30 protein-coding genes are annotated in these 23,821 nt (G+C 72.7%); 14 read left to right on the forward strand and 16 right to left on the reverse strand.

Annotated features, from left to right (window positions below; translation table 11 throughout):
- Positions 1 to 10: 10 nt before the first annotated feature.
- The 3 genes from CFP66_RS50290 to CFP66_RS13985 are packed head-to-tail and all read right to left on the reverse strand — an operon-like array spanning position 11 to position 1,031.
- Positions 11 to 220: a hypothetical protein gene (locus CFP66_RS50290; RefSeq protein ID WP_158228095.1), complete on the reverse strand. Its 210-nt coding sequence runs from the start codon at positions 218 to 220 to the stop codon at positions 11 to 13.
- Positions 196 to 666: an SRPBCC domain-containing protein gene (locus CFP66_RS50295; protein WP_094923766.1), complete on the reverse strand. Its 471-nt coding sequence runs from the start codon at positions 664 to 666 to the stop codon at positions 196 to 198. Before CFP66_RS50295 ends, CFP66_RS50290 begins: the two co-directional genes overlap by 25 nt.
- Positions 667 to 668: 2 nt before the next feature.
- A complete protein-coding gene (locus CFP66_RS13985) occupies positions 669 to 1,031 on the reverse strand; it encodes a helix-turn-helix transcriptional regulator (protein WP_094923769.1) in 363 nt (120 codons plus the stop codon).
- A gap of 163 nt (positions 1,032 to 1,194) precedes the next feature.
- Here CFP66_RS13985 and CFP66_RS13990 point away from each other — a divergent pair, with 163 nt between their 5' ends.
- The 3 genes from CFP66_RS13990 to CFP66_RS14000 all read left to right on the forward strand — a co-directional run bounded on the left by CFP66_RS13990 (position 1,195) and on the right by CFP66_RS14000 (position 3,180).
- Complete coding sequence (locus CFP66_RS13990; protein ID WP_094923771.1) at positions 1,195 to 1,887, forward strand: GAF and ANTAR domain-containing protein; 693 nt, start codon at positions 1,195 to 1,197, stop codon at positions 1,885 to 1,887.
- Positions 1,888 to 2,021: 134 nt separating this feature from the next.
- Positions 2,022 to 2,618 carry an acid phosphatase gene (locus CFP66_RS13995; protein WP_094923773.1) on the forward strand — a complete coding sequence of 199 codons (597 nt, stop codon included), beginning with the start codon at positions 2,022 to 2,024 and terminating at the stop codon, positions 2,616 to 2,618.
- Between the two features lie 19 nt (positions 2,619 to 2,637).
- Positions 2,638 to 3,180, forward strand: coding sequence for a GNAT family N-acetyltransferase (locus CFP66_RS14000; protein WP_094923775.1), 543 nt, complete (start codon positions 2,638 to 2,640; stop codon positions 3,178 to 3,180).
- Here the strand turns inward: CFP66_RS14000 and CFP66_RS14005 are convergent.
- Positions 3,113 to 3,550, reverse strand: coding sequence for a hypothetical protein (locus CFP66_RS14005; RefSeq protein ID WP_233159403.1), 438 nt, complete (start codon positions 3,548 to 3,550; stop codon positions 3,113 to 3,115). The two genes, CFP66_RS14000 and CFP66_RS14005, sit on opposite strands and share 68 nt — an antisense overlap.
- 536 nt (positions 3,551 to 4,086) lie before the next feature.
- Here CFP66_RS14005 and CFP66_RS14010 point away from each other — a divergent pair.
- The gene (locus CFP66_RS14010) at positions 4,087 to 4,338 is read left to right on the forward strand and encodes a WhiB family transcriptional regulator (protein ID WP_094923777.1); all 252 of its coding nucleotides are present in this window, start codon (positions 4,087 to 4,089) and stop codon (positions 4,336 to 4,338) included.
- Positions 4,339 to 4,493: 155 nt separating this feature from the next.
- On the opposite strand, the gene CFP66_RS14015 is transcribed toward CFP66_RS14010, so the two are convergent.
- Positions 4,494 to 5,969 (reverse strand): sensor histidine kinase, encoded by a 1,476-nt coding sequence (locus CFP66_RS14015; protein ID WP_094923780.1) that lies wholly within the window; start codon positions 5,967 to 5,969, stop codon positions 4,494 to 4,496.
- A gap of 88 nt (positions 5,970 to 6,057) precedes the next feature.
- Between CFP66_RS14015 and CFP66_RS50300 the strand changes: the two genes are divergently transcribed.
- Positions 6,058 to 6,132 carry a 50S ribosomal protein bL37 gene (locus CFP66_RS50300; protein WP_369805044.1) on the forward strand — a complete coding sequence of 25 codons (75 nt, stop codon included), beginning with the start codon at positions 6,058 to 6,060 and terminating at the stop codon, positions 6,130 to 6,132.
- Positions 6,133 to 6,195: 63 nt separating this feature from the next.
- Here CFP66_RS50300 and rsrA read toward each other — a convergent pair whose 3' ends face one another.
- Both rsrA and CFP66_RS14025 read right to left on the reverse strand, forming a co-directional pair.
- Entirely contained in the window at positions 6,196 to 6,540 is a 345-nt protein-coding gene (rsrA, locus tag CFP66_RS14020; RefSeq protein ID WP_094923783.1) for a mycothiol system anti-sigma-R factor, read from the reverse strand.
- Positions 6,537 to 7,223, reverse strand: a complete 687-nt coding sequence (locus CFP66_RS14025) for a sigma-70 family RNA polymerase sigma factor (RefSeq protein WP_369805045.1) — start codon at positions 7,221 to 7,223, stop codon at positions 6,537 to 6,539. Before CFP66_RS14025 ends, rsrA begins: the two co-directional genes overlap by 4 nt.
- A 229-nt stretch (positions 7,224 to 7,452) precedes the next feature.
- Between CFP66_RS14025 and ybaK the strand changes: the two genes are divergently transcribed.
- On the forward strand, positions 7,453 to 7,926 hold the full coding sequence (gene ybaK / locus CFP66_RS14030) for a Cys-tRNA(Pro) deacylase (protein WP_094923785.1): 474 nt from the start codon (positions 7,453 to 7,455) through the stop codon (positions 7,924 to 7,926).
- An 89-nt stretch (positions 7,927 to 8,015) separates the two neighbouring features.
- Here the strand turns inward: ybaK and CFP66_RS14035 are convergent, their stop codons facing one another.
- On the reverse strand, positions 8,016 to 8,615 hold the full coding sequence (locus tag CFP66_RS14035) for an alpha/beta family hydrolase (RefSeq protein ID WP_233159404.1): 600 nt from the start codon (positions 8,613 to 8,615) through the stop codon (positions 8,016 to 8,018).
- A gap of 139 nt (positions 8,616 to 8,754) precedes the next feature.
- On the opposite strand from CFP66_RS14035, the gene CFP66_RS14040 reads away from it, so the two are divergent.
- Entirely contained in the window at positions 8,755 to 9,321 is a 567-nt protein-coding gene (locus CFP66_RS14040; RefSeq protein ID WP_158228096.1) for a barstar family protein, read from the forward strand.
- 7 nt (positions 9,322 to 9,328) lie between these two features.
- Here the strand turns inward: CFP66_RS14040 and CFP66_RS14045 are convergent, their stop codons facing one another.
- Positions 9,329 to 10,123, reverse strand: coding sequence for an SOS response-associated peptidase (locus CFP66_RS14045; protein WP_094923790.1), 795 nt, complete (start codon positions 10,121 to 10,123; stop codon positions 9,329 to 9,331).
- Between the two features lie 221 nt (positions 10,124 to 10,344).
- On the opposite strand from CFP66_RS14045, the gene aroA reads away from it, so the two are divergent.
- The 3 genes from aroA to CFP66_RS14060 all read left to right on the forward strand — a co-directional run bounded on the left by aroA (position 10,345) and on the right by CFP66_RS14060 (position 13,071).
- Entirely contained in the window at positions 10,345 to 11,613 is a 1,269-nt protein-coding gene (gene aroA, locus CFP66_RS14050; RefSeq protein WP_094923794.1) for a 3-phosphoshikimate 1-carboxyvinyltransferase, read from the forward strand.
- Positions 11,610 to 12,608 carry a ribosome small subunit-dependent GTPase A gene (rsgA, locus tag CFP66_RS14055; RefSeq protein ID WP_198961432.1) on the forward strand — a complete coding sequence of 333 codons (999 nt, stop codon included), beginning with the start codon at positions 11,610 to 11,612 and terminating at the stop codon, positions 12,606 to 12,608. The genes aroA and rsgA overlap by 4 nt, the downstream gene beginning before the upstream one ends.
- A gap of 70 nt (positions 12,609 to 12,678) precedes the next feature.
- On the forward strand, positions 12,679 to 13,071 hold the full coding sequence (locus CFP66_RS14060; RefSeq protein ID WP_094923798.1) for a DUF1707 domain-containing protein: 393 nt from the start codon (positions 12,679 to 12,681) through the stop codon (positions 13,069 to 13,071).
- Here CFP66_RS14060 and CFP66_RS14065 read toward each other — a convergent pair.
- Entirely contained in the window at positions 13,068 to 13,574 is a 507-nt protein-coding gene (locus CFP66_RS14065; protein WP_094923801.1) for a hypothetical protein, read from the reverse strand. The genes CFP66_RS14060 and CFP66_RS14065 overlap by 4 nt on opposite strands.
- Before the next feature lie 4 nt (positions 13,575 to 13,578).
- Entirely contained in the window at positions 13,579 to 14,988 is a 1,410-nt protein-coding gene (locus tag CFP66_RS14070) for a wax ester/triacylglycerol synthase family O-acyltransferase (RefSeq protein ID WP_094923805.1), read from the reverse strand.
- Between the two features lie 22 nt (positions 14,989 to 15,010).
- On the opposite strand from CFP66_RS14070, the gene CFP66_RS14075 reads away from it, so the two are divergent.
- From CFP66_RS14075 to CFP66_RS14085, 3 genes are read left to right on the forward strand one after another with little or no spacing between them, the layout of a single operon-like run.
- Positions 15,011 to 15,766: an RNA methyltransferase gene (locus CFP66_RS14075; RefSeq protein WP_094923808.1), complete on the forward strand. Its 756-nt coding sequence runs from the start codon at positions 15,011 to 15,013 to the stop codon at positions 15,764 to 15,766.
- Between the two features lie 58 nt (positions 15,767 to 15,824).
- Positions 15,825 to 17,045, forward strand: coding sequence for an alpha-hydroxy acid oxidase (locus CFP66_RS14080; protein WP_094923810.1), 1,221 nt, complete (start codon positions 15,825 to 15,827; stop codon positions 17,043 to 17,045).
- A 44-nt stretch (positions 17,046 to 17,089) separates the two neighbouring features.
- A complete protein-coding gene (locus CFP66_RS14085) occupies positions 17,090 to 17,317 on the forward strand; it encodes an antitoxin (protein ID WP_094923813.1) in 228 nt (75 codons plus the stop codon).
- A gap of 107 nt (positions 17,318 to 17,424) precedes the next feature.
- Here the strand turns inward: CFP66_RS14085 and CFP66_RS14090 are convergent, their stop codons facing one another.
- Both CFP66_RS14090 and CFP66_RS14095 read right to left on the reverse strand, forming a co-directional pair.
- Complete coding sequence (locus CFP66_RS14090) at positions 17,425 to 17,796, reverse strand: HAD-IA family hydrolase (protein ID WP_233159405.1); 372 nt, start codon at positions 17,794 to 17,796, stop codon at positions 17,425 to 17,427.
- A gap of 10 nt (positions 17,797 to 17,806) precedes the next feature.
- Positions 17,807 to 18,247 (reverse strand): MarR family winged helix-turn-helix transcriptional regulator, encoded by a 441-nt coding sequence (locus tag CFP66_RS14095; protein ID WP_094923816.1) that lies wholly within the window; start codon positions 18,245 to 18,247, stop codon positions 17,807 to 17,809.
- Positions 18,248 to 18,348: 101 nt separating this feature from the next.
- Here CFP66_RS14095 and CFP66_RS14100 point away from each other — a divergent pair, with 101 nt between their 5' ends.
- Positions 18,349 to 18,813 carry an Rv3235 family protein gene (locus CFP66_RS14100; protein ID WP_094923819.1) on the forward strand — a complete coding sequence of 155 codons (465 nt, stop codon included), beginning with the start codon at positions 18,349 to 18,351 and terminating at the stop codon, positions 18,811 to 18,813.
- Between the two features lie 30 nt (positions 18,814 to 18,843).
- Here CFP66_RS14100 and secA read toward each other — a convergent pair whose 3' ends face one another.
- The 3 genes from secA to CFP66_RS14115 all read right to left on the reverse strand — a co-directional run bounded on the left by secA (position 18,844) and on the right by CFP66_RS14115 (position 23,617).
- Entirely contained in the window at positions 18,844 to 21,843 is a 3,000-nt protein-coding gene (gene secA, locus CFP66_RS14105) for a preprotein translocase subunit SecA (RefSeq protein WP_094923822.1), read from the reverse strand.
- 166 nt (positions 21,844 to 22,009) lie between these two features.
- A complete protein-coding gene (gene hpf, locus CFP66_RS14110; protein WP_094923825.1) occupies positions 22,010 to 22,687 on the reverse strand; it encodes a ribosome hibernation-promoting factor, HPF/YfiA family in 678 nt (225 codons plus the stop codon).
- Positions 22,688 to 22,948: 261 nt separating this feature from the next.
- Positions 22,949 to 23,617: a ComF family protein gene (locus CFP66_RS14115; RefSeq protein ID WP_094923960.1), complete on the reverse strand. Its 669-nt coding sequence runs from the start codon at positions 23,615 to 23,617 to the stop codon at positions 22,949 to 22,951.
- Positions 23,618 to 23,821 lie beyond the last annotated feature (204 nt).

The raw sequence follows: 23,821 nt of genomic DNA on the forward strand, positions 1-23,821 counted from the left end.
CCCGGGCACGTCATGCGGGCTCCTCGCCGAGGTAGAAGGCTGTGGTGCGGTTCCCGGCCGCGGTGGCGTCTTCCTCCGGTGTTCCCGCCTGCACCGACGCCTCGGCCCAACGCCCGCTCACCGCGCGGATGAACTGCTGGGCGGGTGCAGTCCGGGCGAAGGCATCAGGATCGTCGGGACGGTCCACCCCGGCGATCAGGTACAGCGACAGACCCAGCAACGCGAGGTCCCAGCCCACCCCCGTCGCGCCCGGTCCGAACCGGGCCCAGAAATCCGAGTCGACGTCGCCCGTGTGCGCGTGTTCGAGGGTGAGCCGGGTCCGGTCGTCCCCTTCCGGGTGAGGTGCACGACGACCTGGCTGGAATCCCCGGCGAACTCCCACGTCACCGTGAACGACTGCGGTGGCTCGCACGCCACCACCTCGCCGGACGCGTTGCCCTCGACCTGGTAGCGACCTCCCAGTTGCAGGTCCCCGTTCACCGGTGCGAACCAGCGCTCGAGCCGGTCGGCCTGCGTGCAGGCCTCCCAGAGGTCATCCACGGTGGTCGGATAGGACCGGCTGATGGTCTGAAACGTGTGCTGCCTCTTCTCGTCGCGTCGGACGGTGAGCTCGCGGCGCACCTCGTCCGGCTGTGCGGCGATGATCCGCTCGGGTTGCTGAGCCATGACTACTCCTCCTCGGTGCTCCGGCTCGGCCCGGTGCTCTCTCGTCGCGCCTTCTTCCCCCGGGCGATCTCGGTCGCAAGCGCATCCAGGCGCGGCTCCCAGAACCGCCGGAACGGATCCAGCCACTCGTCGACGCCGCGAAGTGGTGTCGTGTCGAGCGTGTACACCCGGCGCGCCCCTTCGACCCGCACGCCCGCGAACCCCGACTCCCGCAGCACCTTGAGGTGCTGGGACACCGCCGGCTGGCTGATCCCGAACTCGTCGCCGACCACCCGGACGACCTCGCCCGCCGACCTCTCGTCGCCGGCCAGCAGCTCGAGGATGCGTCTTCGGACGGGATCGCCGAGAACATCGAACGCGTGCACGACCCAACCATAAGGTAATGCCGATATAAGTCAAGGACGATGACGGAGGCGGCCGGCCCCCCTTCCACAGCCGTCTGACCACCGTGCTCCGCGCCGCGGGCCCCGGCCGCCCGTGGTCTGATGGCGGCAGGACCGGACCGTCCGGGCCGGAGCGAGGAGGACGATGACCGACGACGCGGACGACGTGGCGTCCAAGCTGGCGGAGATGGCGCGGGTCCTGCTGGGCGAGCGGACCGTGCAGGCCACGCTCGACACCATCGTCGAGTGGGCCGTGCAGACGGTCGACGGGTGCGACCACGCCGGGATCCTCACCATCGACCGCCGCGGGAACGTGTTGTCCGCGGCGGCCACGGACGACGTCGTCCGGCAGTCCGACGCCGTCCAGGGCGAGCTGCGGGAGGGTCCGTGCTACGACGCCCTGCGGGAGGGCAGGACCTTCGAGATCCCCGACATGGCCGGCGAGACCCGCTGGCAGCGGTACGCGCCCCGGGCCGTACAACTGGGGATCGGCAGCGGCTTCGGCTTCCAGCTGTCCACCGGTGGCGACACCCTCGGCGCCCTGAACCTGTACGCGAAGGCATCCCACGCCTTCGGCGAGCAGGCCCGGCAGGTCGGCACCGTTTTCGCCGCGCAGGCTGCGGTCGCGATGGCCTGGTCGCGCACCGAGGCGCAGCTGCGCGAGGCCATCTCCAGCCGGCAGGTGATCGGCGAAGCCATCGGCATCCTGATGGAGCGCCGGCGGCTGACGTCGGCGCAGGCATTCGCCCTGCTGACGAGCGCGTCCCAACAGTCCAACATCAAGCTCCGCGAGATCGCCGAGCGCGTGGCGCAGACGGGTGAGGAACCGGCGCAGTAGCGCGGGCCGCCCGGCGTGATCACCGGACGCTCAGCGGGCGCGCCGGTGGAGGTCGACCTCGGTCCGGGAACGCCGCCGGGCCGCAGGCCTGCGGACCGGCCGGCTCCGGATCGGCGTCGCCTAGGCTGCGGACCATGACCTCGGGCCGCGTGTTCCTGCTGCGCCACGGCGAGACGGAGTGGTCGCGTTCCGGCAAGCACACCGGCCGCACCGACGTCCCCCTCACCGATCGCGGCCGCGAACTGGCGGCCGCCGCCGGGCCGCTCGTCGCGCCGCTGCGCGCCGCCGGGCCGCCCGCGCTGGTGCTGACCAGCCCTCGCACCCGGGCCCAGGACACGGCCCGTCTGGCCGGTTTCCGCGTCGACGCCGTCGACGAGCGCCTGGCCGAGTGGGACTACGGCGAGTACGAGGGCCGCACCACCCCGGAGATCCGCGAGACCGTGCCCGGCTGGACGGTGTGGACCCACCCCCACCCCGGCGGCGAGGCACCGCAGGAAGTCACCGCGCGGGCGGACAGCCTGCTGGCCGACGTCCGGGAGCGACTGGACGCGGGCGACGTCGTGCTCGTGGGGCACGGCCACTTCAGCCGGGTCCTCGTCGCCCGCTGGATCGGTCTGGCGGCGACCGACGGCGTCCGGTTCGCGATGGAGGCGGCCGGCTGGGCCGTCCTCGGGCAGGAGCGCGGGGTCCCCCGGCTCGACCACGTCAACCTGCGGCCGGTCACACCCTGACGACATCGGGAGGACCCTGGTGATCCGGGAAGCGCGCGCCGACGACGTGCCCGCCGTCGTCGGGCTCGTGCACGAGCTCGCGGAGTACGAACGCGCCGCCGCGTCCTGCACCCTCACCGAGGCGCAGCTGCACGCCGCGCTGTTCGGCCCGGAGCCCGTTGCGCAGTGCCACGTGGCCGTGGCGGAAGGCGAGGCGGCGGGCGAGGTGGTGGGCTGCGCCCTCTGGTTCCTCAACTTCTCCACCTGGACCGGCGTGGCCGGCATCCACCTCGAGGACCTCTTCGTCCGGCCCGCGCACCGCGGCAGCGGCTTCGGCCGCGCCCTGCTCGCCGCCCTGGCCGCCGTCTGCGTCGAGCGCGGCTACGCGCGCCTGGAATGGCAGCTGCTCGACTGGAACGAGCCGTCGATCGGCTTCTACCGGGCGCTGGGCGCGGTGCCCATGGACGAGTGGACGAGCTACCGGCTCGACGGCGACGCGCTCGCCGCTTTCGCCGTCAACGGCCCTGTGCGGGCGCTTCCGGCAGATCGAGGCCCATCGACCAGATCCGGGACGCCTCGCTGATCAGCAGCAGGAACGCGGCCGCCACGACGATGCCGACCACGATGCCGAGCAGGAGCTGGCGGGACGGCCCGAGCAGGGTGTAGACGACGGGCAGCAGCAGCAGCTGCGTCACGATCGCAGGGGTGCGCGCCCAGCGGCGGCCGACGACAAGCCCGGCGCCCACGGCGACGAGCGCGGCGCCGACGATGACGAAGTACCCGGCCTCGCCCACGATGTCGCGGACCAGCATGCCGCTGCCCTCGGCCGCCGACGCCCGGACGGCGAGCGCCACCGCGAAGCCCAGCGCCACGAGCCCCTGAACACCGACCAGCACGCCGGCCACCCGCACCTGGCGGGGCGGGCGCGCGATCGCGCGGTCCTCGGAGCTCACGACCTCGAGGATAGGCCGTGACGGGCCGGGCCTACGCTGTGGTTGCGCCTGCACGAACGCCCGCTGCGCCCCGTGTCCGGCGCACTACGCGTCGTCGTACGAGACGCGCAGCTCGCCGCAGGCAAGCGGGCGGTGTCACCCGTTGAGGTGACCGCGGGTGTCCACTCACCGATGCTCGCGGACCGTCGAGCCGATAAGGGCTCGCACCTGGGCAAACGTTGCTCCATGGTAGGTCACGGACAAGCGAGTGATCGCAAGTGGACTTCTCGCATGGTCCAGCCGCTCCCGGGGTACACGGGGCCGGTGGACGGGACGAGGTCGATCGATCGTCGCAACGACCACAGTTGGATGAGTACAGGCGCAGTAACTGTCGGTGCTCAGGATCGTTGCGGTGAGTGGGTGAGAGTGGTCACCTGGATGGACCTGGTCCCTTGAAGATCGAGGGCGCTCGTGAAATCATTCACAAGCGCGGACCACAAGACCGTGACAGACGATCGGCGCGACCCCGATCGCGCAAGCACAAGGAGCCGAGAGACATGGATTGGCGTCACCGCGCTATCTGCCGCGACGAGGACCCCGAGCTGTTCTTCCCCGTGGGGACGAGCGGTCCTGCGTTGCTGCAGATCGCCGAGGCCAAGACCGTCTGCCGGCGCTGCCCTGTCACCAGTGAGTGCCTCGCATGGGCACTCGAGAGCGGCCAGGACGCAGGCGTCTGGGGCGGTATGAGCGAGGACGAGCGGCGGGCGCTGAAGCGCCGGAATGCGCGTACACGCGCACGCACTGCCTGAACCTCCCAACCTCCGCACCGCGGGCCCGAAGCCGGACTGCACCCGGCTCCGGGCCCGCGGTCGTTACACCGGGCGCACGCGGGGCAGCTCCGGAGGGGGCCGTCGATCCGGGCGGCGCGACCTCGCTTGTCGGACCAGCGACCTCACGATGCAGGCTAGCGCCCCCGCAACGAGAGCCTGATAACGGCCTCCGTTCCGCCGCCCGGCCGGGGACGTACCTCCAGCGCCGAGCCCAGCTCCGAGTCGACGAGCGTGCGCACGATCTGGAGGCCGAGCCCTGCGGAGCGCTCCAGATCGGTGCCTTCCGGTATGCCCCGCCCGTCGTCCGCGACCACCACGTCGAGGGTGGTGTCCGACCGCTGGGCCGACACCACGACCTCACCGGCCCGGCCCGGGTCGAAGGCGTGCGCGAGCGCGTTGTGCACCAGCTCCGTGAGCACCAGCACCAGCGGCGTGGCCAGCGCGGCGGGCAAGGTGCCGAAGCTGCCCTCCCGGCGCACCTTCGCCCGCGACTCCGCGGTGGCGCCGTCGCCGATGGCCGGCAGCACCTTGTCGACGAGCTCGTCGAGGTCCACGCGCTCCGCCACCGACACCGACAGCGCCTCGTGCACCAGCGCGATCGAGTTCACCCGGCGCACGCTCTCCGCGAGCGCGATCCGCGCCTCCGGGATCCCGGTGCGCCGCGCCTGCAGGCGCAGCAGGGCCGCCACCGTCTGCAGGTTGTTCTTGACCCGGTGGTGGATCTCCCGGATCGTGGCGTCCTTCGAGAGCAGGGCCATGTCGCGACGGCGCAGGTCGGTGACGTCGCGCACCAGCACCAGCGCGCCGGCTGCGTCCCCGCGGGGGCGCAGCGGCAACGCGCGCACCAGCATGACCGCGCCTCGGGCCCGGACCTCCATGCGCAGCGAATGCTTGCCCGAAAGCGCCCCGTCGATCCGCGCAGCGACCTCCGCCGCGTCGAACGGGTCGTGCACCAGATCGCGGGTGGCGTCGGAGAGCACGACGCCCACGAGGTCGCTCGCGTGGCCCATGCGGTGGTACGCCGAGAGCGCGTTGGGGCTGGCGTAGGCCACGAGGCCGTGCGCGTCCAGCCGGATCAGGCCGTCACCGGCCCGGGGGCTCGTCACCGCACCGACGGTCTCCGCGCTGGGCGGGAACGTGCCGTCGGCGACCATCTGGCACAGGTCCGACGCGCTGCCGAGGTAGGCGATCTCCAGCGGGCTCGGCACCCGGGGCATCGCGAGGTTGGTGTCACGCGAGAGCACCGCGATGACCGACCTGCCGAAGCGCACCGGGATCGTCTCGCGCCGCACCGGCACCTCCAGGTGCCAGCGCGGGTACTCCTCCCGGCAGATCCGGCCCTCGACGACCGCGCGACGCAGCTGGGGGCTGTCGGTCGTCGTGACGCGCGCGGCGACGATGTCCTCGGGGTGCGCGGTGGGCGCCGTCGTCGGACGGGCCTGCGCGACGCAGAGGAATTCCGTGCCGCCGGGCAGCGGCACCCAGAGCAGGAAGTCGGCGAACGACATGTCCGCCAGCAACTGCCACTCCGCGACGACGCGCTTCAGGTGCTCGACCGCCTCGCCGCGCAACTCGGTCTGCTCGGCGAGCAGCTCACTCAGGGTCGACACCCGACGCCGCCTTCCGGTCCGTACTCGGCTCCATGAAACCACGTGGGAGGATTGGGTCCATCCCCCGGACGGAACGAGGAGGTCGAGCATGTCGAAGCGCGCACGTAAGCGTCGCGACCGCAACAAGAAGGGCGCGAACCACGGCAAGAAGCCCAACACCTGAGCTTCATCGGCCGGGGACGGCGCTACCCGCGACGTCCCTGGCCGCGTCTCAACGGCGGAGTCCCTAGCCGCGCTGCTCGACGCGGGTGCTGCGCACCTCGACCGTCGTGGTGGTGGTGCCCTCCGGGCCTGCCTCCACCGTCACCTCCGCCTGCTCCAGCACCGCCACGCGGATCTGCTGGCGCAACCGGTCCTTCAGGCCCGCCGGTGCGTGCTCACCGCCGCACTTGGCCGCGAGCAGCCGCTTCAGCTTCTCGTCGAGGCCGTACTCCGACAGGCACGGCTGGCACTCGTCGAGGTGCTGGGCCAGCAGCCGTCGTCGCTCCTCGTTGCACTCGTGGTCGAGGAACAGCCAGACCTCGGCGAGAACTTCCGAACAGTCCGTGTCGTGGTGGTTCCCACAGCTCACGACGAGACCTCCTCATGGCGTCCGCGCATGAAGCCGCGGTCACGAGCGGTGTCGGTCAGCATGTCCCGCAGCTGGCGCCTACCCCGGTGCAACCGGGACATCACGGTGCCGATCGGGGTGCCCATGATGTCAGCGATCTCCTTGTAGGCGAAGCCCTCGACGTCGGCGAGGTACACCGCCATCCGGAAGTCGTCCGGCAGCTGCTGCAGCGCTGCCTTCACGTCGTTGTCCGGCAGGCGGTCCAGCGCCTCCATCTCGGCCGACGGGAGGCCCTGCGAGGTGTGCTCACCGGCCTGGGCGATCTGCCAGTCGGTGATCTCCTCGGTGGGCGACTGCAGCGGCTGGCGCTGCCGCTTCCGGTAGCCGTTGATGTAGCTGTTGGTCAGGATCCGGTACAGCCACGCCTTGAGGTTCGTGCCGGCACGGAACGTCCGGAAGGCCGAGTACGCCTTGAGGTACGTCTCCTGCACGAGATCCTCGGCATCGGCCGGGTTGCGGGTCATCCGCAGCGCCGCGCCGTACAGCTGGTCGATCAGCGGCATGGCGTCGCGCTCGAAGCGGGCAGCCCGCTCCTGAGCGGTCTCCTCCCGCTCGGCCTGCTCGCCGGTCTGGGACTCGCCGGTCTGAGACTCGGCGGTCTGAGACTCGGCGTCCCGCGCCGCGTCCTGCTCGGTGCCGGGCACCGCGCTCCTCTCGCGCCGGGCCGCCCGCTCGGCGACCCCGGTGTCGGCCGCCGCGCTGGCGACCGCATGACGCATCGAGGATACGCCGCCCCGCCGGTCCCGGCCCGCCGGACGCACCGTTCCGGTGGTGCGCGGACCCTCCATCACTGCCTGTGCCACGGATGCGTCAACACCGGACCCCGGTGGGTGATTCCCCGCGCAACCATGCACTCGCCTACCGTTCCCCTTCGTGGCAGGCAAGGGGACCCCGGCGACGGCGTTGCTCACCAGGCGGGGCATCGCGCACGAGGTGCACACCTACACCCACGGCGGCGGCCAGGCGTACGGCCCGGAGGCCGCCGCGCTCCTCGGCCTCGACCCCGACCGCGTGTTCAAGACCCTCGTCGCGGAGGTCGACGGCGTCCTCACCGTGGGCGTCGTGCCCGTGTCGGCCACGCTCGACCTCAAGGCGCTCGCCGGCGCCGTCGGCGGCAAGCGGGGGCGCATGGCCGAGATCGGGGCAGCCGAACGCGCCACCGGCTACGTGGCGGGCGGCATCTCCCCGCTGGGCCAGCGCAAGAGCCTCGCCACGGTCGTCGACGCCTCGGCGCAAGGCTGGGAGACGGTGTTCTGCAGCGGCGGGCGGCGCGGGCTGGAGATCGAGCTCGCCCCGGCCGACCTGGTGCGCCTCTGCGGGGCGACCGTGGCCGAGATCGCGAGCTGAGCCGCCCGCACACACCTCGGGAGCTCCGCACACGTGTTCAGACGTGTGTGCGAGGCCCGGGAGGTGTGTGCGACGGGGCCGCGGGGCCCTCAGGAGGCCGGTAGGGCCAGCAAGTCGGTCAGCCAGGCCGTCACCGCGGCGCGGAGGCCGTGCACGTCGGACTTGAGGCTGTGGTCACCCCGCAGCAGCACGACCTCGCGTCCGGGAGCGGGCTCCGGACGGCCGAACGGGTCGGTCTCGCCCTGCACCACCAGCACCGGCACGCTCGGCTGGGCGAGCTCGGGCAGCCGGTCCTTCTCCGGCTTGCCCGGCGGGTGCACGGGAAAGGCGAGGCACAGGACACCGGCCGCGCCCGCCGCGGTGGCCGTCCGGCAGGCCACCCGCGCGCCGGAACTGCGCCCGCCGACCACGAGCGGCAGGTCCGGCAGCTCCGCGCGGACGTGCTCGACCACCGCCAGCCAGGCCGTGTCGAGCTGGCCGGCAGGAGCCGGGGCTCGCCTGCCCGCGACCCGGTAGGGCTGCTCGACGAGCACCACGTGCACACCGAGGGCGAGCGCGACGCCCGCCGTCGCGACGAGGTCGGGCGCGCTGACGCCCCCGCCGGCGCCGTGGCCGAGCAGGAGCAGGCCACGCGCCTCGCCGTCGGCGTCGCGGCGGGTGATGCGGGCGGGACCGTGGGGGGTGGGCACCGCCGTGAGGGTGGGCTCGGCACCGGATCGCGACACCGGTCCAACTTATGCGCTGGACGCCACGCCCGGCACGCAACCACGCTGGAGCTCCAGCAAGGAGAAGTCCCGAGTCAAGACGAAGCAAGGAGGCGCGCCACAGATGCCTGTCGAGCGTGATCCGGTCGAGCTCGAGGCTCGATCGGAAGGGCGCTACGTACTCGCCCCGGTAAGGACCGCAGACGCCGAGTGGCTACGACGGGCGGAGCCCAGCCCGGAGGTCGAGGGAGCATCGGCGCGCGTCCTCGATCGGCACGGATCCTACTTCCATCACGTGATCGTCCAGGGAAAACGCTGCTCGACCAGCACGGACCTGCTGCGCACACTCGGCGATGCGCTGGAGTTCCCCAGCTACTACGGGATGAACTGGGACGCCTTGGACGAGTGCCTGAGGGAACTGTTCGTCGTTTCCGAAGGTGGACTCGGGAGCTACTACGGGGACCGCCCGGGCCGACGGGAAAGAAGTCTCGTACTTGTCGTGGCCGACGCGGAGCACCTTCTCGAGCAGGAGTCGACCCGAGATTACGAAACGTTGCTGAGAATACTCCGCAGGGTCGCTGACGGATCGCCGGACCTCTGGGGCGGAGATACTCCACTCGGGAAGCTATTCGTCCTGTTCTCCCTCGATCCCACTGCTCCACCCGGCGCTCACTACCACCTCTCGGCCTGAACCGGGCTCAGCTCGGATTCGGCCCCGCCAGCAGGTCCAGCTGCACCGGCTCCCGCACCTCCTCCGGCGGCAGCTCCTCCAGCAGCTGGGCTCCGTTGTTGCGCACGCTGTTGACCAGCGGCGACACCGGCCGCAGCTGCAGCTGCCCGATCAGCTCCAGCGACGGCGGGGCGATCAGCGACGCCACGGACTCGGCGTCCGAGCCGGTATCCGGGTCGAGCCAGGCGTCCCAGGCGTCGGACGGCAGGACCAGCGGCATCCGGTCGTGGATCTGCGCGAGCGGGCCCACGGCCTCGGTGGTGAGCACGGAGGCGGTCACGAGGCCGTTGGGGTACTCCTCGTCGGGGTCGTCCTTGGGCTTCCAGAACTCCCACAGACCGGCCATCGCGAGCGAACGGCCGTCGGCGTAGTGCGTGTAGTAGGGCTGCTTGTGCTCGGGGCCGCGCTGCCACTCGAACCAGCCGTCGGCGGGGATGAGGCAGCGGCGGGAGTTCAGCGCGCGGCGGAACGCGGGCTTCGTGGCCGCGGACTCCGACCGCGCGTTGATCATGCGCGCACCCGACTTCGGGTCCTTCGACCAGGACGGCACAAGCCCCCACCGGACCATCCGCAGCGTGCGCTCCGTGCGGTCCGGATCCGGCGTGCCCTCGGCGTCGCGGGGGTGTCGCTCGACGACGGTGACGATCTGCTTCGTCGGAGCCACGTTGTAGTCGGCCGTCGCTGCGCCGTCGGTGGCGTCGACGGCCCGGAACTCGTCGGCGAGGTCCGCGGGGGCCTTGATGGAGGCGTATCGGCCGCACATGCCCCCATCGTTGCAGCCGGGCCCGACGAAACGCACTCTCGCCGGTACCTGCATGCGTTCGCCGCCTTCTGCGGCCGTCCCCGGTCCGAGCGGCCATGATCAGCGTGTCGGCGCGAGAACGGGCGAAATCCACCCGCGAACGCGCCGACACGGTGATCATGAGGTTGGGAACCAGGCCGCGCCGTGTCCGGGATCCAACCGGCATGCGGAATCATGGTGTCGTGACCGCAGCCTGGCCCGCCCCGCACGCCACCGCGCCCGTCCACGGCCGGGTGAGCGTGCCGGGCTCCAAGTCCGTGACCAACCGCGCCCTGCTGCTGGCGGCGCTCTCGGGCGGTGCGTGCACCGTCGACGGGGCGCCCGCGTCCCGCGACACCGCGCTCATGGTCGGGGCGCTGCGGGCGCTGGGTGTCGCGGTCGAGGCCGACGGCGAACGGATCGTGTTCGGCGGGCACGGCGGGCTGCGGGGCGGCGGCAGCGTCGACTGCGGCCTCGCGGGCACCGTGATGCGCTTCGTGCCGCCCGCGGCGGCACTCGCCGACGGCCCGGTGTCGTTCGACGGCGACCCGCGCGCCCGGGAACGTCCCATGGACACCGTGCTGGACGCGCTGCGCGCCCTCGGCGCCCGCATCGACGGCTCCGCCCTCCCGTTCGTCCTGCACGGCACCGGCGGGCTCGCCGGCGGTGACGTGGTGATCGACGCCTCGGCGTCCTCGCAGTTCGTGTCGGGGTTGCTGCTGTCCGGCGCCCGCTACGACAAGGGCCTCACGGTCCACCACGACGGCAAGCCGGTGCCCTCGCTGCCGCACATCGAGATGACGGTCGCCATGCTGCGCGAGGCGGGGGTCGAGGTCGACGACGCCGAGCCCAACACGTGGCGCGTGACCCCCGGCCCGATCGCGGCGCGCGACTGGGCCGTCGAGCCGGACCTGTCCAACGCCGCCGTGTTCCTGGCCGCCGCGGCCCTCACCGGCGGCGAGGTCACCGTCGCGGGCTGGCCGGGCGGCTCCACCCAGCCGGGCGCCGAGATCCTCTCCGTCCTCGAGCAGGCGGGCTGCACCGTCACCCCCGGCCCGGACGGCATGACCGTGCGGGGGCCGTCCGAGCTCGCCGGCGTGGACGTCGACCTGCACGACGCCAGCGAGCTCACGCCGGCCGTCGCCGCCGTCGCCGCGTTGGCCACCTCCCCGTCGCGCATCCGGGGCGTCGCCCACATCCGCGGTCACGAGACCGACCGGCTGGCCGCGCTGGCCACCGAGCTGACCGCGCTCGGCGGGGACGTCATCGAGACCCCGGACGGGCTGGAGATCCGGCCCGCGCCGCTCACCGCGCGGGCGGACCGGCCGTGGCGGGCCTACGCCGACCACCGGATGGCCACCGCGGGTGCGCTCGTCGGGCTGGCCGTGCCCGGGGTGGCCGTCGACGACATCGGCGCCACCGACAAGACCATCCCCGACTTCCCGGCCCGCTGGACGGCGCTGCTCGGGTGAGTCCCCGCGAGTACGACGAGACCGACGTCCGGGTCCGGCCCGGTCGCCGGGGCTCGCGGCCGCGCAGCAAGCGCCGCCCGGAGCACGCGGACGCGTCGGAGGCGATGGTCACCGCCGTCGACCGCGGCCGCTGGACCTGCGCCCCCGAGGGCGACGCGGCCCGCCCGCCGGTCGTCGCGATGCGGGCCCGGGAGCTCGGGCGCACACCGATCGTCGTGGGTGACCGGGTGGACCTGGTGGGCGACCTCTCCGGCGCCGTCGACACGCTCGCGCGCATCGTGCGCGTGCAGGAACGGCGCACGGTCCTGCGGCGCACGGCCGACGACAGCGACCCCTACGAGCGCGTGGTCGTGGCGAACGCCGAGCAGCTCATCATCGTGACGGCGGTGGCCGACCCGGTGCCGCGCACCGGGTTCGTGGACCGCTGCCTGGTGGCCGCCTACGCGGGCGGGTTGACGCCGGTGCTGTGCCTGACCAAGGCCGACCTCGCCGATGCGGAGCCGTTCGCCGCGCAGTACCGCGACCTGGACCTGCCCGTCGTGGTCACCCGGCGCGACCGCGATCCGGCGCCGCTCGCCGAGGTGCTCGTGGGACGGGTGTCCGCGCTGGTCGGGCACTCCGGCGTCGGCAAGTCCACGCTGGTCAACGCGCTCGTGCCGGAGGCCAGCAGGGCCGTGGGCGTCGTCTCCGCCGTCGGCAAGGGCCGGCACACGACCACAGCGGCGCTCGCCCTCCCACTGCCCGACGAGCGCGGCGCCGGCTGGGTGGTCGACACGCCGGGCATCCGCTCGTTCGGGCTCGCCCACGTCACCGCCGACGACGTGCCCGCGGCGTTCGACGACCTCGCGGAGGCGATCGAGGACTGCCCGCGCGGCTGCGGACACCTCGGGCCGCCGGCGGACCCGGAGTGCGCGCTCGACACCCTCGTGGCCGACGGCAAGCTCGGTCCCGGCCGGCTCGCCGCGCTGCGCCGGGTCCTGGTGGCCCTGCACTGACCGCGGCGAGGTGGCAGGCTCGTAGCAGGTGCCACACGGAACGCCGTCTCGACGGCCGGAGCGGAGGCAGATGGACGCAGAGCGCTCGCCCCTGCGCGTCGGCCACGCCGAGCGCACGGCGGCGTTGCAGGCCCTCGACGAGCACCTCGCGGCGGGCCGCCTGGACGTCGACGAGTACGCGGACCGGTCGGCCGCCGCGGCCGCCGCCGTGGTCGCGGCCGATCTGGCCGCCCTGTTCACCGACCTGCCCGAGCCGCACCCGCCGCTGCCAGGCGGCCCGAAGGTACCGCCGCCGGGCGAGGTCGCTGCGCCGCAGCCGGCTCCGGTGCAGCGCTGGGAACCGCCGCTCATGGGCGTGGTGCTGGTCCTCGCGATCGGGCTGTTCCTGCTGACCCGGCAAGGAGTGCTGATACTGCTGATCCCGCTGGTCGCGGTGTTGCTCTGGACCCGTCGGCGCCGCTAGCCGACCTCCACCAGGAACGCCACCTCGGAGGGGTCGTACCAGGCCAGCTCGTGGTCCTCGGCCTCGCCGACGAGGAACTCGGCGTCGAGGTCGCCCATGTCGGCGGCGTCGACCGCGCCGGAGGCCTGGCGCACCGCGTACGCGGCCTCCTCGGTGTCGACGTGCACCGCGGCGATCGACTCGAACGGCACGGACCCGGCGATGCGCACGACGCCGTCGTCGAGGTCGGGGCGCAACGTGACCTCGTCAAGGTCGGCGGCCACCACCACGCGGCGGGCCGGGGTGGTGTCCTCCCCCAGCCCGAACTCGACCGAGAGCAGCCGCAGCGAGGCCCGCGCCGCCTGGTTCATCGCGGCGTACTCGAGCTCCTCGTCGTCGCCGGTGGTGTAGGCCTCGCGCAGCGCCGGGGTGAGGGCGAACGCGGTGCCGCCGATCGGGTCGAGAACACCGTTCTTGACCAGCGAACGGAGCATCGGCCAGGTGGCCGGAACGTAGATGCGCATCGGATCAGGCCACCGTCGTCAGGAGCTCGTCGAGCGACTCGTCGACCAGCCCGGCCAGCACGTCGACATCGGGCATCGCGTCGCGGTCGCCGTTGAACCCGTAGTAGACGCCACCGTCGTAGGAGGTGAGCCCGATGGCCAGCGCCTGCCCCTTCGCCAGCGGCACCACGGGGAACATCTCGAGCATCCGGGCGCCTGCGGCGTACAGCGGGAACTGCGGTCCCGGCACGTTCGTCACCACCAAGTTGAAGATCCGCTTCGAGAACCCGCTCGCGGCGCGTGCCCCCAAGGCGTGCAGCGTAGGCGGCGCGAACCCGCCGATCCGGACCAGGGTATCGGCGCCGACGGACTGGCCGCCCGACGTGTGCTCGCGCATCGCGTGCGTGACGTGGTGCAGGCGCACGACAGGGCTGGGCTCCCCGACCGGCAGGTCCACCAGGAACGACGACACGCGGTTGCCCAACGACCCGGCCGCTGCGGAGCTCGGCACGTCCGCCTCCCCGCGCACCGACAGCGGCACCATCGCCCGCACGGTGGACGACGGGGTGACCGGCTCGCCCCGGGAGAGCAGCCAGTTGCGCAGCGCGCCCGCCACGACGCTCAGGACGACGTCGTTCACGCTGCAGCCGTGCGCCGCCCGCACGCGGCGGTAGTCCTCCAGCTCGGTGCGGGCGACCGCGAACCGGCGCTGTGTGGAGATCCCCACGTTGAGCGGGGTGCCGGGGGCCGGGCGGCTCGCCGTCCAGGCCATCGAGAACAGCGTGCCGGCGGCACCGGTGATCTTCCCCACGGTGGCCATGGCGTCGCCGGTGGCCACACGCACGTTGTCGACGATCTCCCCGGGCCGCGCCACCGCCTCCGCGACCGCCTCGAGCACCAGCTCCGCGCCCGACGGCTCCGGGCGGGGCATCCACAGGTCCTCGGGCACCACCCGTGGCTCGGACGAGACGTCCAGGAGCACCTGGCCGATGTCGATCGCACTGGTGCCGTCGACCATCGCCTGGTGGGTCTTCGTGACGACCGCGGTGCGGCCCCGCGCCAGCCCTTCGACCAGGTACATCTCCCAGAGCGGGCGCGTGTGGTCGAGCGGGCGCGACATCAACCGGGCGACGAGCTCGGTGAGCTGCTCGTCCGAGCCGGGCTTCGGCAGCGCGGAGCGCCGCACGTGGTAGGCCACGTCGAAGTCGGGGTCGTCGATCCACACCGGTCGGGCGAGGTTGCCCGGCACGTGGCGGACCTTCTGCCGGTAGCGCGGCACGAGCGCGATGCGCTGCTCGATCAGGCCCACGAGCCGGTCGTAGTCGAACCCGGCCCGCGGCCGCCGGAAGACCGAGACCGCGCCGACGTGCATCGGCGTGGTCGGCGCCTCGAGGTAGAGGAACGAGGCATCGAGGGCGGAGAGCCGGGGCGGCATCCCCCGATCCTAGGCTCGGTGCATGAGCGGCGAGCGGTCCCCGAAAGACACCTTCATCACCGTCTACGGCCGCAAGCCGGTACTCGAGGCACTCGATGACCGGGCGCTGCGGGTGGACAAGGTCGTGCTCGCCGAGGGTCTGCGCGGCCAACCCGTGCAGGCCATCCTCGACAGCGCCCGCAAGCGCGGGGTGCCGGTGCAGCGGGCGACGGCGCACCGCGTCAAGGTGTTGGCCGGCAACGGGCGGCACGACCAGGGCGTGCTCGCCGACGTCGTCGCGCCGCGGATGGCACCGGTCGCCGAGTTCACCGGCGCGCTGGCACCCGGCGCGCCCGCCGCCGTGCTCGTGCTGGACCGGCTCACCAACCCCGCCAACGTCGGGATGATCCTGCGCAGTGCCACCGCGGCGGGCCTGGACGGGGTGCTGCTGCCCCGCCGCGGCCTGCCGGCGATCGACCCGCTGGTGGTCAAGGCGTCGGCCGGCGTCGCGTTCCGGGCGCCCGTGCTGCGATCGGCCACCGTCGAGGAGGGCTGCGCCGCGCTCGCCGACGCCGGGTTCGCCCTGTACGGCCTGGACGCCGGCGGCAACTCCCTGCTCGACGCCACGCTGCCCGACCGCGTGGCGCTCGTGCTGGGCAACGAGACCGACGGCCTGTCCGAATCGGTCCGCCCGCTGCTGGACGGCCTGCTCGCGATCCCGATGCACGGCGGGGTCGAGTCCCTCGGCGTGGCCAGCGCCGGCGCCGTCGCCGCGTTCGAGCTCTCCCGGCGGTGTTGAACTGCCTCCGCTTCGCTCGGCGGGCCCGCTCTGACGGCGGGCGAAATAGGCTGACCACATGGTCCAGCGTCGGTTGCCCCGCCCCTCCGAGCTCCGTCCGCTGCTGCGCCCCGCGCCGTTCGTGCGCGACGCCGACGAGCGCCGGCTGCGGCGCGCCGCGAGCATCGCCGACCTGCGCACGATCGCACGGCGCCGCACCCCGCGCGCCGTCTTCGACTACACCGACGGGGCCGCGGACGGCGAGCTGTCGCTGAACCGGGCCCGCCGCGCGTTCGCCCGGATCGAGTTCCACCCCACGGTGCTGCGCGACGTCTCCGCCACCGACACCACGCGCGAGATCCTCGGCGAGCGCGCCGCGCTGCCGTTCGCGTTCGCCCCCACCGGCTTCACGCGGATGATGCACCACGAGGGCGAGCGGGCCGTCGCGTCGGTCGCCCAGCAGGTCGGGATCCCCTACACGCTCTCGACGATGGGCACCACCACGATCGAGGACGTGGCCGCGGCCGCACCGGATGCCCGCAAGTGGTTCCAGCTCTACATCTGGCGCGACCGCGCCCACGCCGCGGACCTGGTCCAGCGGGCGGCCGCGTGCGGGTACGACACGCTGATGCTGACCGTCGACACGCCCGTGGGCGGGGCGCGGCTGCGCGACGTGCGCAACGGGATGTCGATCCCGCCCGCGCTGTCGCTGCGCACCTTCGCCGACGGTGCGCTGCACCCGCACTGGTGGTTCAACATGTTGACCACGGAGCCGCTGAACTTCGCCAGCCTCGGGTCGACCGAGGGCACCGTCGCCGAGCTGATCAATCGGGTGTTCGACCCGGCGCTCACGATGGACGACGTCGAGTGGCTCCGCGGCGCCTGGTCCGGGAAGCTCGTGATCAAGGGCATCCAGAGCGTCGAGGACGCCGCCCGCGTGGTCGACGCCGGGGCCGACGCGGTGCTGCTGTCCAACCACGGGGGGCGCCAGCTCGACCGTGCTCCGGTGCCGCTGGAGCTCGTCGAGCCCACCGTGCAGGCCGTCGGCGATCGCGCCGAGGTGTTCGTCGACACCGGCATCGTCCACGGCGCCGACGTGCTCGCCGCCGTCGCGCTCGGTGCCCGCGCGGCCCTGATCGGACGGGCGTACCTGTACGGGCTGATGGCGGGCGGCCGGGTCGGTGTGGAGAAGGCCGTCTCGATCCTGGCGGGAGAGATCGTGCGGACCCTCCAGCTGATCGGGGTGAACAGCGTCGACGAGCTCCGCCCGTCGCACGTCCATCTTCGTCCGAACGGGTGACAGCTGAAGCAGCGCGGACGGGCGCGAGGGTCCATGGTGGGGGCATGGGTTTCATGGACAAGGCCAAGGACATGCTGAGTCAGCACGACGACAAGGTCGACCAGGGGCTCGACAAGGCGGGGGAGGCGGCGAAGGGCCGCTTCGCCGGCCACGAGGAGCACATCGACCAGGGCGTCGACCACCTCCAGGGGGCCACGGGCGGCGGTGACACCACCCAGGCTCCGCCTCCGGAGGAGTCGGGCGAGCAGCCGCCCCCGCCCCCGCCGCAGTGACACACTGACCCAGGACTGACCGGACCGAGCCGGCCGGAGCACTCCCACCCCGCGCCGAACGACGACGCGGACGAGGAGCGCTCCGGCCGGTCCGCGCTCCGGGACGTTCACGTCCCGAGGGCCAACAGAGCCTCCAGTTCCACCAGCGTGGTGTCCGCGGACACGTGGTGCACGACGATCGCACCCGCCGCGCGGGCCCCGCGTACGTTGCGTGCGTGGTCGTCGACCACCACGCACTCGGCGACAGCCACCCCGAGCCGTGCGGCGACACGGCGGTAGAGCTCGGGGTCCGGCTTCCGCACGCCCAGCGCGGCGCCGAGCGCCAGCAGGTCGAACGCACCCGCACACGCCTCGGGAACGACCTGCGCATCGGACACCAGCGCGGTTGCCACGCCCGCCGCGCGGGCCCTGGCAACGATGTCGAGCAGTTCCGGCGCCTCGGTCAGCACGCCCGCGTAGTCCATCAGCAGCGCCCGCACCGCATCGAGGCTAGCGCTGATCGGCGCGGTCCAGGGCTTCCAGGAGCTCGAGCAGGTGCGCTCGGATCGTCGCGGCCTGCCCCGGGGTCGGCTGGGGCAATCCGGCGAGCACGCGCTCGACACCCGCGGCGGCCTCGGCCATCCGCTCCCGACCGCGCGTCGTGATCGAGACCCGCACGATGCGACGGTCGGCCGCGTCCCGCACGCGGACCAGCGCGCCCTGCGCCTCGAGCGCGTCGAGCACCGGGGTGAGCGTGGCCGGGGCCAGCTGGAGGCTGCCCGCGAGGTCACGTTGGGACGGCGCGTCGTGTGCGACGAGCACGCCGAGCACCTCGAGTGCGGTCGCCGTCAGCCCGTGGGCACCGACCGCGCGCCGCGTGCAGCGCTGCAGCGCCTGTGCCGCGCGCACGAGGAGCCGTTCCAGCGGCTCCGCGCCATGTCCGGGCTGCATCCGCAGACCGTACGCCGGGAGACGGTTCGTTCACGTACGGTATGGCGCCGAATCGACCCGAACGCCCCGTCCAACCGGACAGGGCGCCGCACCATCGCCCTATGTCGATCACACTCCCGGCTCGGCCCGCCCCCGCCGTCCCGACCCGTACCCGCCTGCGTCCGGTCCGGTACGAACCGGGCCCCGGCGCATCCGCTCCGGCGCCGGTGCCTGCCGAGCCGCCGCGCCACCCGCCACCGCGGCGTGCCGCCCGCGAGTACGTGGACGCGCACCACGCCGCCACCCGCATCCTGCGGCTCGCGCTCGAGGTGCTCGACGGCAGGCGCCCACCCACGCAGCTCAGAACCCACTTCGCGGCCGCGCCGCTGCGCTACTGGCGCGCCACCACGGGCCAGCGCACCGCCCGGACCCGGGCCCGGTGCGGACGGCTGCGGCTCTGCCTGCCGTGCTCGGGAGTGGCGGAGGTGGCCGTCACGTGCCTCATCGACGGGCGCCACCGAGCCCTCGCCGCCCGCTTCGAGCGCCACGACGGCCGGTGGTGCTGCACCGCGGTGCGCCTGGGCTGATGCCCCGGGCCCCGCAGCACTCGGGACGGATCAGGGGCGCGCTGCGGTGGGCGACCCGTGGCACTGCTTGTACTTGCGGCCGGAACCGCAGGGGCACGGACGGTTGCGCGACGGCTCGGTGTTGCCGGCGACGGTGGCCTCGCCGCGGCTCCCGTCGCGCTCGCCACCGCCGTTGCCCGCGGAGCGGGTGGCCGTGCCGTCCTCAGCGGGGCCGCTGTAGCGCAGCTCGGTGGGCCGGCTGCCGCGGAACGCCGCGGGCAGCACGCTGCCTGCGCCGGTGGGGTCACCGGCAGGTGTGGCGTGCCGGCCGGCGCCCGCGCCCACCGGCTCCGCGCCGGGCTGCTGGGCGGCCGGCGCCTGCTGTGCCGGCCGCGCGGCCGGTGCCTGCTGCGCGGCCGGCCTGCGGGCCGGGGCGGCAGGCTGGACACCGGCCGGCCGGGCGGCCGCGGGCTGGGCAGCTGCCGGCTGGGCGGCCGCAGGCTGGACATCGGCACCGGCAGCGGGCTGCGCGGGTGCGGCGGCCTGCACGGTGGCGTTGAACAGGTAGCCGACCGTCTCCTCCTTGATGCCCTCCGACATCGCGTTGAACATGTCGAAGCCCTCGCGCTGGTACTCGATGAGCGGGTCGCGCTGGGCCATCGCCCGCAGGCCGATGCCGTCCTTGAGGTAGTCCATCTCGTAGAGGTGCTCGCGCCACTTGCGGTCGATCACCGTGAGCAGCACCTGCCGCTCCAGCTCCCGCATGCCGCCCAGCGGCGCGATCAGCTCGTCGACCTCGGCCTCACGGCGCGCGTAGGCAGCGCGGGTGTCGGCCAGGATCGCGTCGGTGAGCGCGTCCTTCGTGAGGTCGCCGATCTCGTCGTGGTCGCCGTCGCCTGCGAGGTCCTGCCACCGGATGCCGACGGGGTAGATGGTGCGCAGAGCCGTCCAGAGCTTGTCGAGGTCCCAGTCCTCGGCGTAGCCGTCGGCCGTGGCCCCCTCGACGTACGCGCGGACGACGTCCTCGATCATGTTCTCGATCTGGGACTGGATGTCCTCGCCGGCCAGCACGCGGCGGCGCTCCTCGTAGATGACGGTGCGCTGCTTGTTGAGCACCTCGTCGTACTTGAGGACGTTCTTGCGGATCTCGAAGTTCTGCTGCTCGACCTGCGTCTGGGCGCTGCGGATGGCCTTGGTGACCATGCCCGCCTCGATCGGCACGTCGTCGGGCAGGTTGAAGCGGTTCATGATCGACTCGACCATCTGGCCGTTGAACCGCCGCATGAGCTCGTCGCCCAGGGAGAGGTAGAAGCGCGACTCGCCCTGGTCACCCTGCCGGCCGGAGCGGCCACGCAGCTGGTTGTCGATGCGCCGGGACTCGTGGCGCTCGGTACCGAGGACGTAGAGGCCGCCGGCCTCCTTGACCTCCTCGGCCTCGGCCGCCACCTGGTCCTTCATCGCGGCGAGGACCGCGTCCCACTCCGCCTCGTACTCCTCGCGCCGTTCCACCGGGTCGAGACCGCGACGGCGCAGCTCCAGGTCGGCCAGGAACTCGGGGTTGCCGCCGAGCTGGATGTCGGTGCCGCGGCCCGCCATGTTGGTGGCCACGGTGACGGCGCCGGCGTGCCCGGCCTGGGCGATGATCGCCGCTTCCCGCTCGTGGTGCTTGGCGTTCAGCACCTCGTGCGGCACCTGGAGCGCCACCAGCTGCTTCGACAGGTACTCCGACTTCTCCACGCTCGTGGTGCCGACCAGCACCGGCTGACCGTTGTGGTGCTTCTCGGCGATGTCCGCCGCGACGGCGGCGAACTTCGCCTCCTCCGTCTTGTAGATCAGGTCCGGCTGGTCCTGGCGCACCATCGGCCGGTTGGTGGGGATGGTCACCACGCCCAGCTTGTAGATCTGGTGCAGCTCGGCCGCCTCGGTCTGGGCGGTACCGGTCATGCCGGAGAGCTTGGTGTAGAGCCGGAAGTAGTTCTGCAGCGTGATGGTGGCCAGCGTCTGGTTCTCGGCCTGGACCTCCACGCCCTCCTTGGCCTCGATGGCCTGGTGCATGCCCTCGTTGTAGCGGCGACCGGCCAGCACGCGGCCGGTGAACTCGTCGACGATCAGCACGTGGCCGTCGCGGACGATGTAGTCCTTGTCCTTCTTGAACAGCTCCTTGGCCTTCAAGGCGTTGTTCAGGTAGCCGACGAGCGGGGTGTTGGCGGCCTCGTAGAGGTTGTCGATGCCCAGCTGGTCCTCGACCAGCGAGACGCCGTCCTCGGTGACGCCGACCGTGCGCTTGCGCTCGTCGACCTCGTAGTGCATGTCGCGCTTGAGCATCGGCGCCATCCGCGCGAACTCCTGGTACCAGCGAGCGCTCTGCTCGGCCGGACCGGAGATGATCAGCGGGGTGCGGGCCTCGTCGATGAGGATCGAGTCGGCCTCGTCGACGATCGAGAAGTTGTGCCCGCGCTGCACCATGTCGGCCTTCTTCCAGGCCATGTTGTCGCGCAGGTAGTCGAACCCGAACTCGTTGTTGGTGCCGTAGGTGATGTCGGCGGCGTACTGGCCGCGGCGCACCGCGGGCGGCATCTCGGAGAGGATCACACCGACCGTGAGCCCGAGGAACCGGTGGATGCGGCCCATGTTCTCGGAGTCGCGCTTGGCCAGGTAGTCGTTCGTCGTGATGACGTGCACGCCGTCGCCGGAGATGGCGTTCAGGTAGCACGGGAACACCGAGGTGAGGGTCTTGCCCTCACCGGTCTTCATCTCGGCGATGTTGCCCAGGTGCAGGGCGGCGCCACCCATGAGCTGCACGGGGAACGCCCGCTGCCCGAGCGTGCGCACGGCAGCCTCACGGACCACGGCGAACGCCTCGAACATCATGTCCTCGAGCGACTCGCCGTCGGCGTAGCGCGCGCGGAACTCGACGGTCCTCTCGCGCAGCTCGTCGTCGGTGAGGGCCTGCGTCTCCGCCTCGAGCGCGTCGATCTCCTGGGCGTACTTCGCCAGTCTCTTCACCAGCTTGGTCTCGCCGGCTCGGAGCAGACGGTTCAGGAACGACACGGATCGACCTCATTCACCTCGCGGTCAGGGTGCAGCCCGCTGCCGGAGCACGCGCTGCCCCGACCAGGGTAGCGAAGTGGCGGACCGCTCCCTGCACAACGCCGCAGGGGCGGCCCGCGTTCCGGATCCCGGCGCACGAGCCGCCCCTTTCGGGCGAAGACAGGAGCTACCGCTCGAGACGGATCATCCCGTAGTCGTAGCCCTTGCGCCGGTACACGACGCTGGGCTGGCCGCTGTCGGCGTCGGAGAACAGGTAGAAGTCGTGCCCGACCAGCTCCATCCGGGACAGCGCGTCGTCCACGCTCATCGGGGATGCCGTGTGCACCTTGCGCCGCACGATCCGGCCCGGCACCTGATCGTCGGCCGGGAGCCCCTCGTCGTGGCCCCGCGGACCCGGGATGTCGAAGTCGACCTGGCCGTTCGTCTCGGCGTCCACCTCCTCGTCGACGACGCCGTCATGCTCGACCGTCGGCAGCTCGTCGAGGACGGCGGTGCCGGCGCCCGCTGCGCCGCGTCCGACCGTCACCCGGGTGCGCTTGCTGTTGGCTCTGCGCCGGTCATGTGAACGGCGTAGCCGGGACTCGAGCTTGGCGACCGCGGCATCGAGTGCCGCGTAGAAGTCCTGGGCGCAGGCCTCGGCTCTGGCGGCCTGCCCACACCCCCTGCCGGTGATCTCCACGCGCTGGCAGTTCTTGGCCTGCCGGCGGTTGCGCTCGTGGAAGAGCTCGACCTCCATGCCCACGATCTTGTGGTCGTACCGTTCCAGGCGACCGATCTTCTCGGACACGTGAACACGGAAATGCTCGGGAACCTCGACATTGCGGCCGGTGACAACGATCTCCACGCAGACTTCCCTCGCTCTCGTCGGGTGACGTTGCAGGGTGCGCCAGGGGGCCCACCCCCGGCGCTCGATCGGCGATTCCTCCTGATTGGGTGCCTCGGTGGGATCCGAGCACCGTAACGCGCATCACGGTTCGACAACAGCCCTGAGGCCCCAGAGGACCCTGGCCGAGTGGATGCGCTGAGTGACATTCCCCGGTCGCCCGCGCGACGGTAGGATTCCACGTCGCGTTCATCGTTGCTTTCATGATCGCCGCTCACGCGATCAGTGATCCCGCGCGGCATCGCAGAGCACGATCGCCGACGCCACCGGCACTCCCGCATGCGCGAGGGCGTCGCGGCACGCCCGCAGCGTGGCGCCGGTGGTGACGACGTCGTCCACGAGCAGCACGCGGCCCGCGCCCGGCAGGTCGCCACGGCGCACCCGGACCCGGCCGGCCAGGTTGGCGGCGCGCTGGGCCGCGTCGAGACCCACGGAATCGCGGGTGCGGCGGGCCAGCCGCAGCGGCCGGGCCACCCGCACGTCCGCACGGCGCGCCCCCAGGGCCCGGCAGAGGCGCGCGACGTGGTCGCCGCCCCGCTCACGTGCCGCCGCGGGCCGGGACGGCGCAGGCACCAGCCAGATCGTGCTCTCCTGCGCCGGGCCGGCGACCTCGTCGAGCACCGGGGCGAGCAGACCCGCGAGCGCTCCGGCGAGGTCACGGCGGCCGCGCTCCTTGTAGCGCAGCAGTGCGGCGCGCAGCGGCCCGGCGTACCGTCCGGCTGCGAGCACCTCCGGCCCGCCGGGCAGCCACGGCCGAGTGGGCGGCCCCACCTGGGCGAGGCACGCCCCGCACCACGGCCGCCGGTCCACACCGCACCCCGCGCACTCACCTGGCAGCACGAGATCGACCAGCGCCGCACCGAGCCCTCGCACGTCCACGAGGGCCAGCATCGCGCCCATCACCCCCGGCGCACGCCACTCGCCCCGGAGTTGTCCACAGGCGAGCGGTCCGCGGCCCCGGCCTCCCACAAGCGCGACACCCGCACTTCCACACCCCGACTCGCGAAGAAGGCTCCACCCTCCCGATGCTCCTATGGAAGTCAACCCGTGATCTGAAGATCTTGGTGGCTGTGGGTTAGGGCGGTGTAGACCTCG

The organism is Pseudonocardia sp. MH-G8, from assembly GCF_002262885.1.
Taxonomy (GTDB): Bacteria; Actinomycetota; Actinomycetes; order Mycobacteriales; family Pseudonocardiaceae; genus Pseudonocardia.

What these genes read in the sequence shown, in the direction of transcription:
- CFP66_RS14080 (WP_094923810.1), top strand. Translation starts at nt 15,825, where the DNA reads ATGGTCCAGCGTCGGTTGCCCCGCCCCTCCGAGCTCCGTCCGCTGCTG.
- CFP66_RS14070 (WP_094923805.1), bottom strand. Translation starts at nt 14,988, where the DNA reads ATGCCGCCCCGGCTCTCCGCCCTCGATGCCTCGTTCCTCTACCTCGAG.
- CFP66_RS14060 (WP_094923798.1), top strand. Translation starts at nt 12,679, where the DNA reads ATGGACGCAGAGCGCTCGCCCCTGCGCGTCGGCCACGCCGAGCGCACG.
- CFP66_RS14100 (WP_094923819.1), top strand. Translation starts at nt 18,349, where the DNA reads ATGTCGATCACACTCCCGGCTCGGCCCGCCCCCGCCGTCCCGACCCGT.
- CFP66_RS14075 (WP_094923808.1), top strand. Translation starts at nt 15,011, where the DNA reads ATGAGCGGCGAGCGGTCCCCGAAAGACACCTTCATCACCGTCTACGGC.
- CFP66_RS50295 (WP_094923766.1), bottom strand. Translation starts at nt 666, where the DNA reads ATGGCTCAGCAACCCGAGCGGATCATCGCCGCACAGCCGGACGAGGTG.
- CFP66_RS14040 (WP_158228096.1), top strand. Translation starts at nt 8,755, where the DNA reads ATGCCTGTCGAGCGTGATCCGGTCGAGCTCGAGGCTCGATCGGAAGGG.
- CFP66_RS13990 (WP_094923771.1), top strand. Translation starts at nt 1,195, where the DNA reads ATGACCGACGACGCGGACGACGTGGCGTCCAAGCTGGCGGAGATGGCG.
- CFP66_RS14045 (WP_094923790.1), bottom strand. Translation starts at nt 10,123, where the DNA reads ATGTGCGGCCGATACGCCTCCATCAAGGCCCCCGCGGACCTCGCCGAC.
- CFP66_RS14115 (WP_094923960.1), bottom strand. Translation starts at nt 23,617, where the DNA reads ATGCTGGCCCTCGTGGACGTGCGAGGGCTCGGTGCGGCGCTGGTCGAT.
- CFP66_RS14010 (WP_094923777.1), top strand. Translation starts at nt 4,087, where the DNA reads ATGGATTGGCGTCACCGCGCTATCTGCCGCGACGAGGACCCCGAGCTG.
- CFP66_RS14085 (WP_094923813.1), top strand. Translation starts at nt 17,090, where the DNA reads ATGGGTTTCATGGACAAGGCCAAGGACATGCTGAGTCAGCACGACGAC.
- CFP66_RS14065 (WP_094923801.1), bottom strand. Translation starts at nt 13,574, where the DNA reads ATGCGCATCTACGTTCCGGCCACCTGGCCGATGCTCCGTTCGCTGGTC.
- CFP66_RS13995 (WP_094923773.1), top strand. Translation starts at nt 2,022, where the DNA reads ATGACCTCGGGCCGCGTGTTCCTGCTGCGCCACGGCGAGACGGAGTGG.
- CFP66_RS14095 (WP_094923816.1), bottom strand. Translation starts at nt 18,247, where the DNA reads ATGCAGCCCGGACATGGCGCGGAGCCGCTGGAACGGCTCCTCGTGCGC.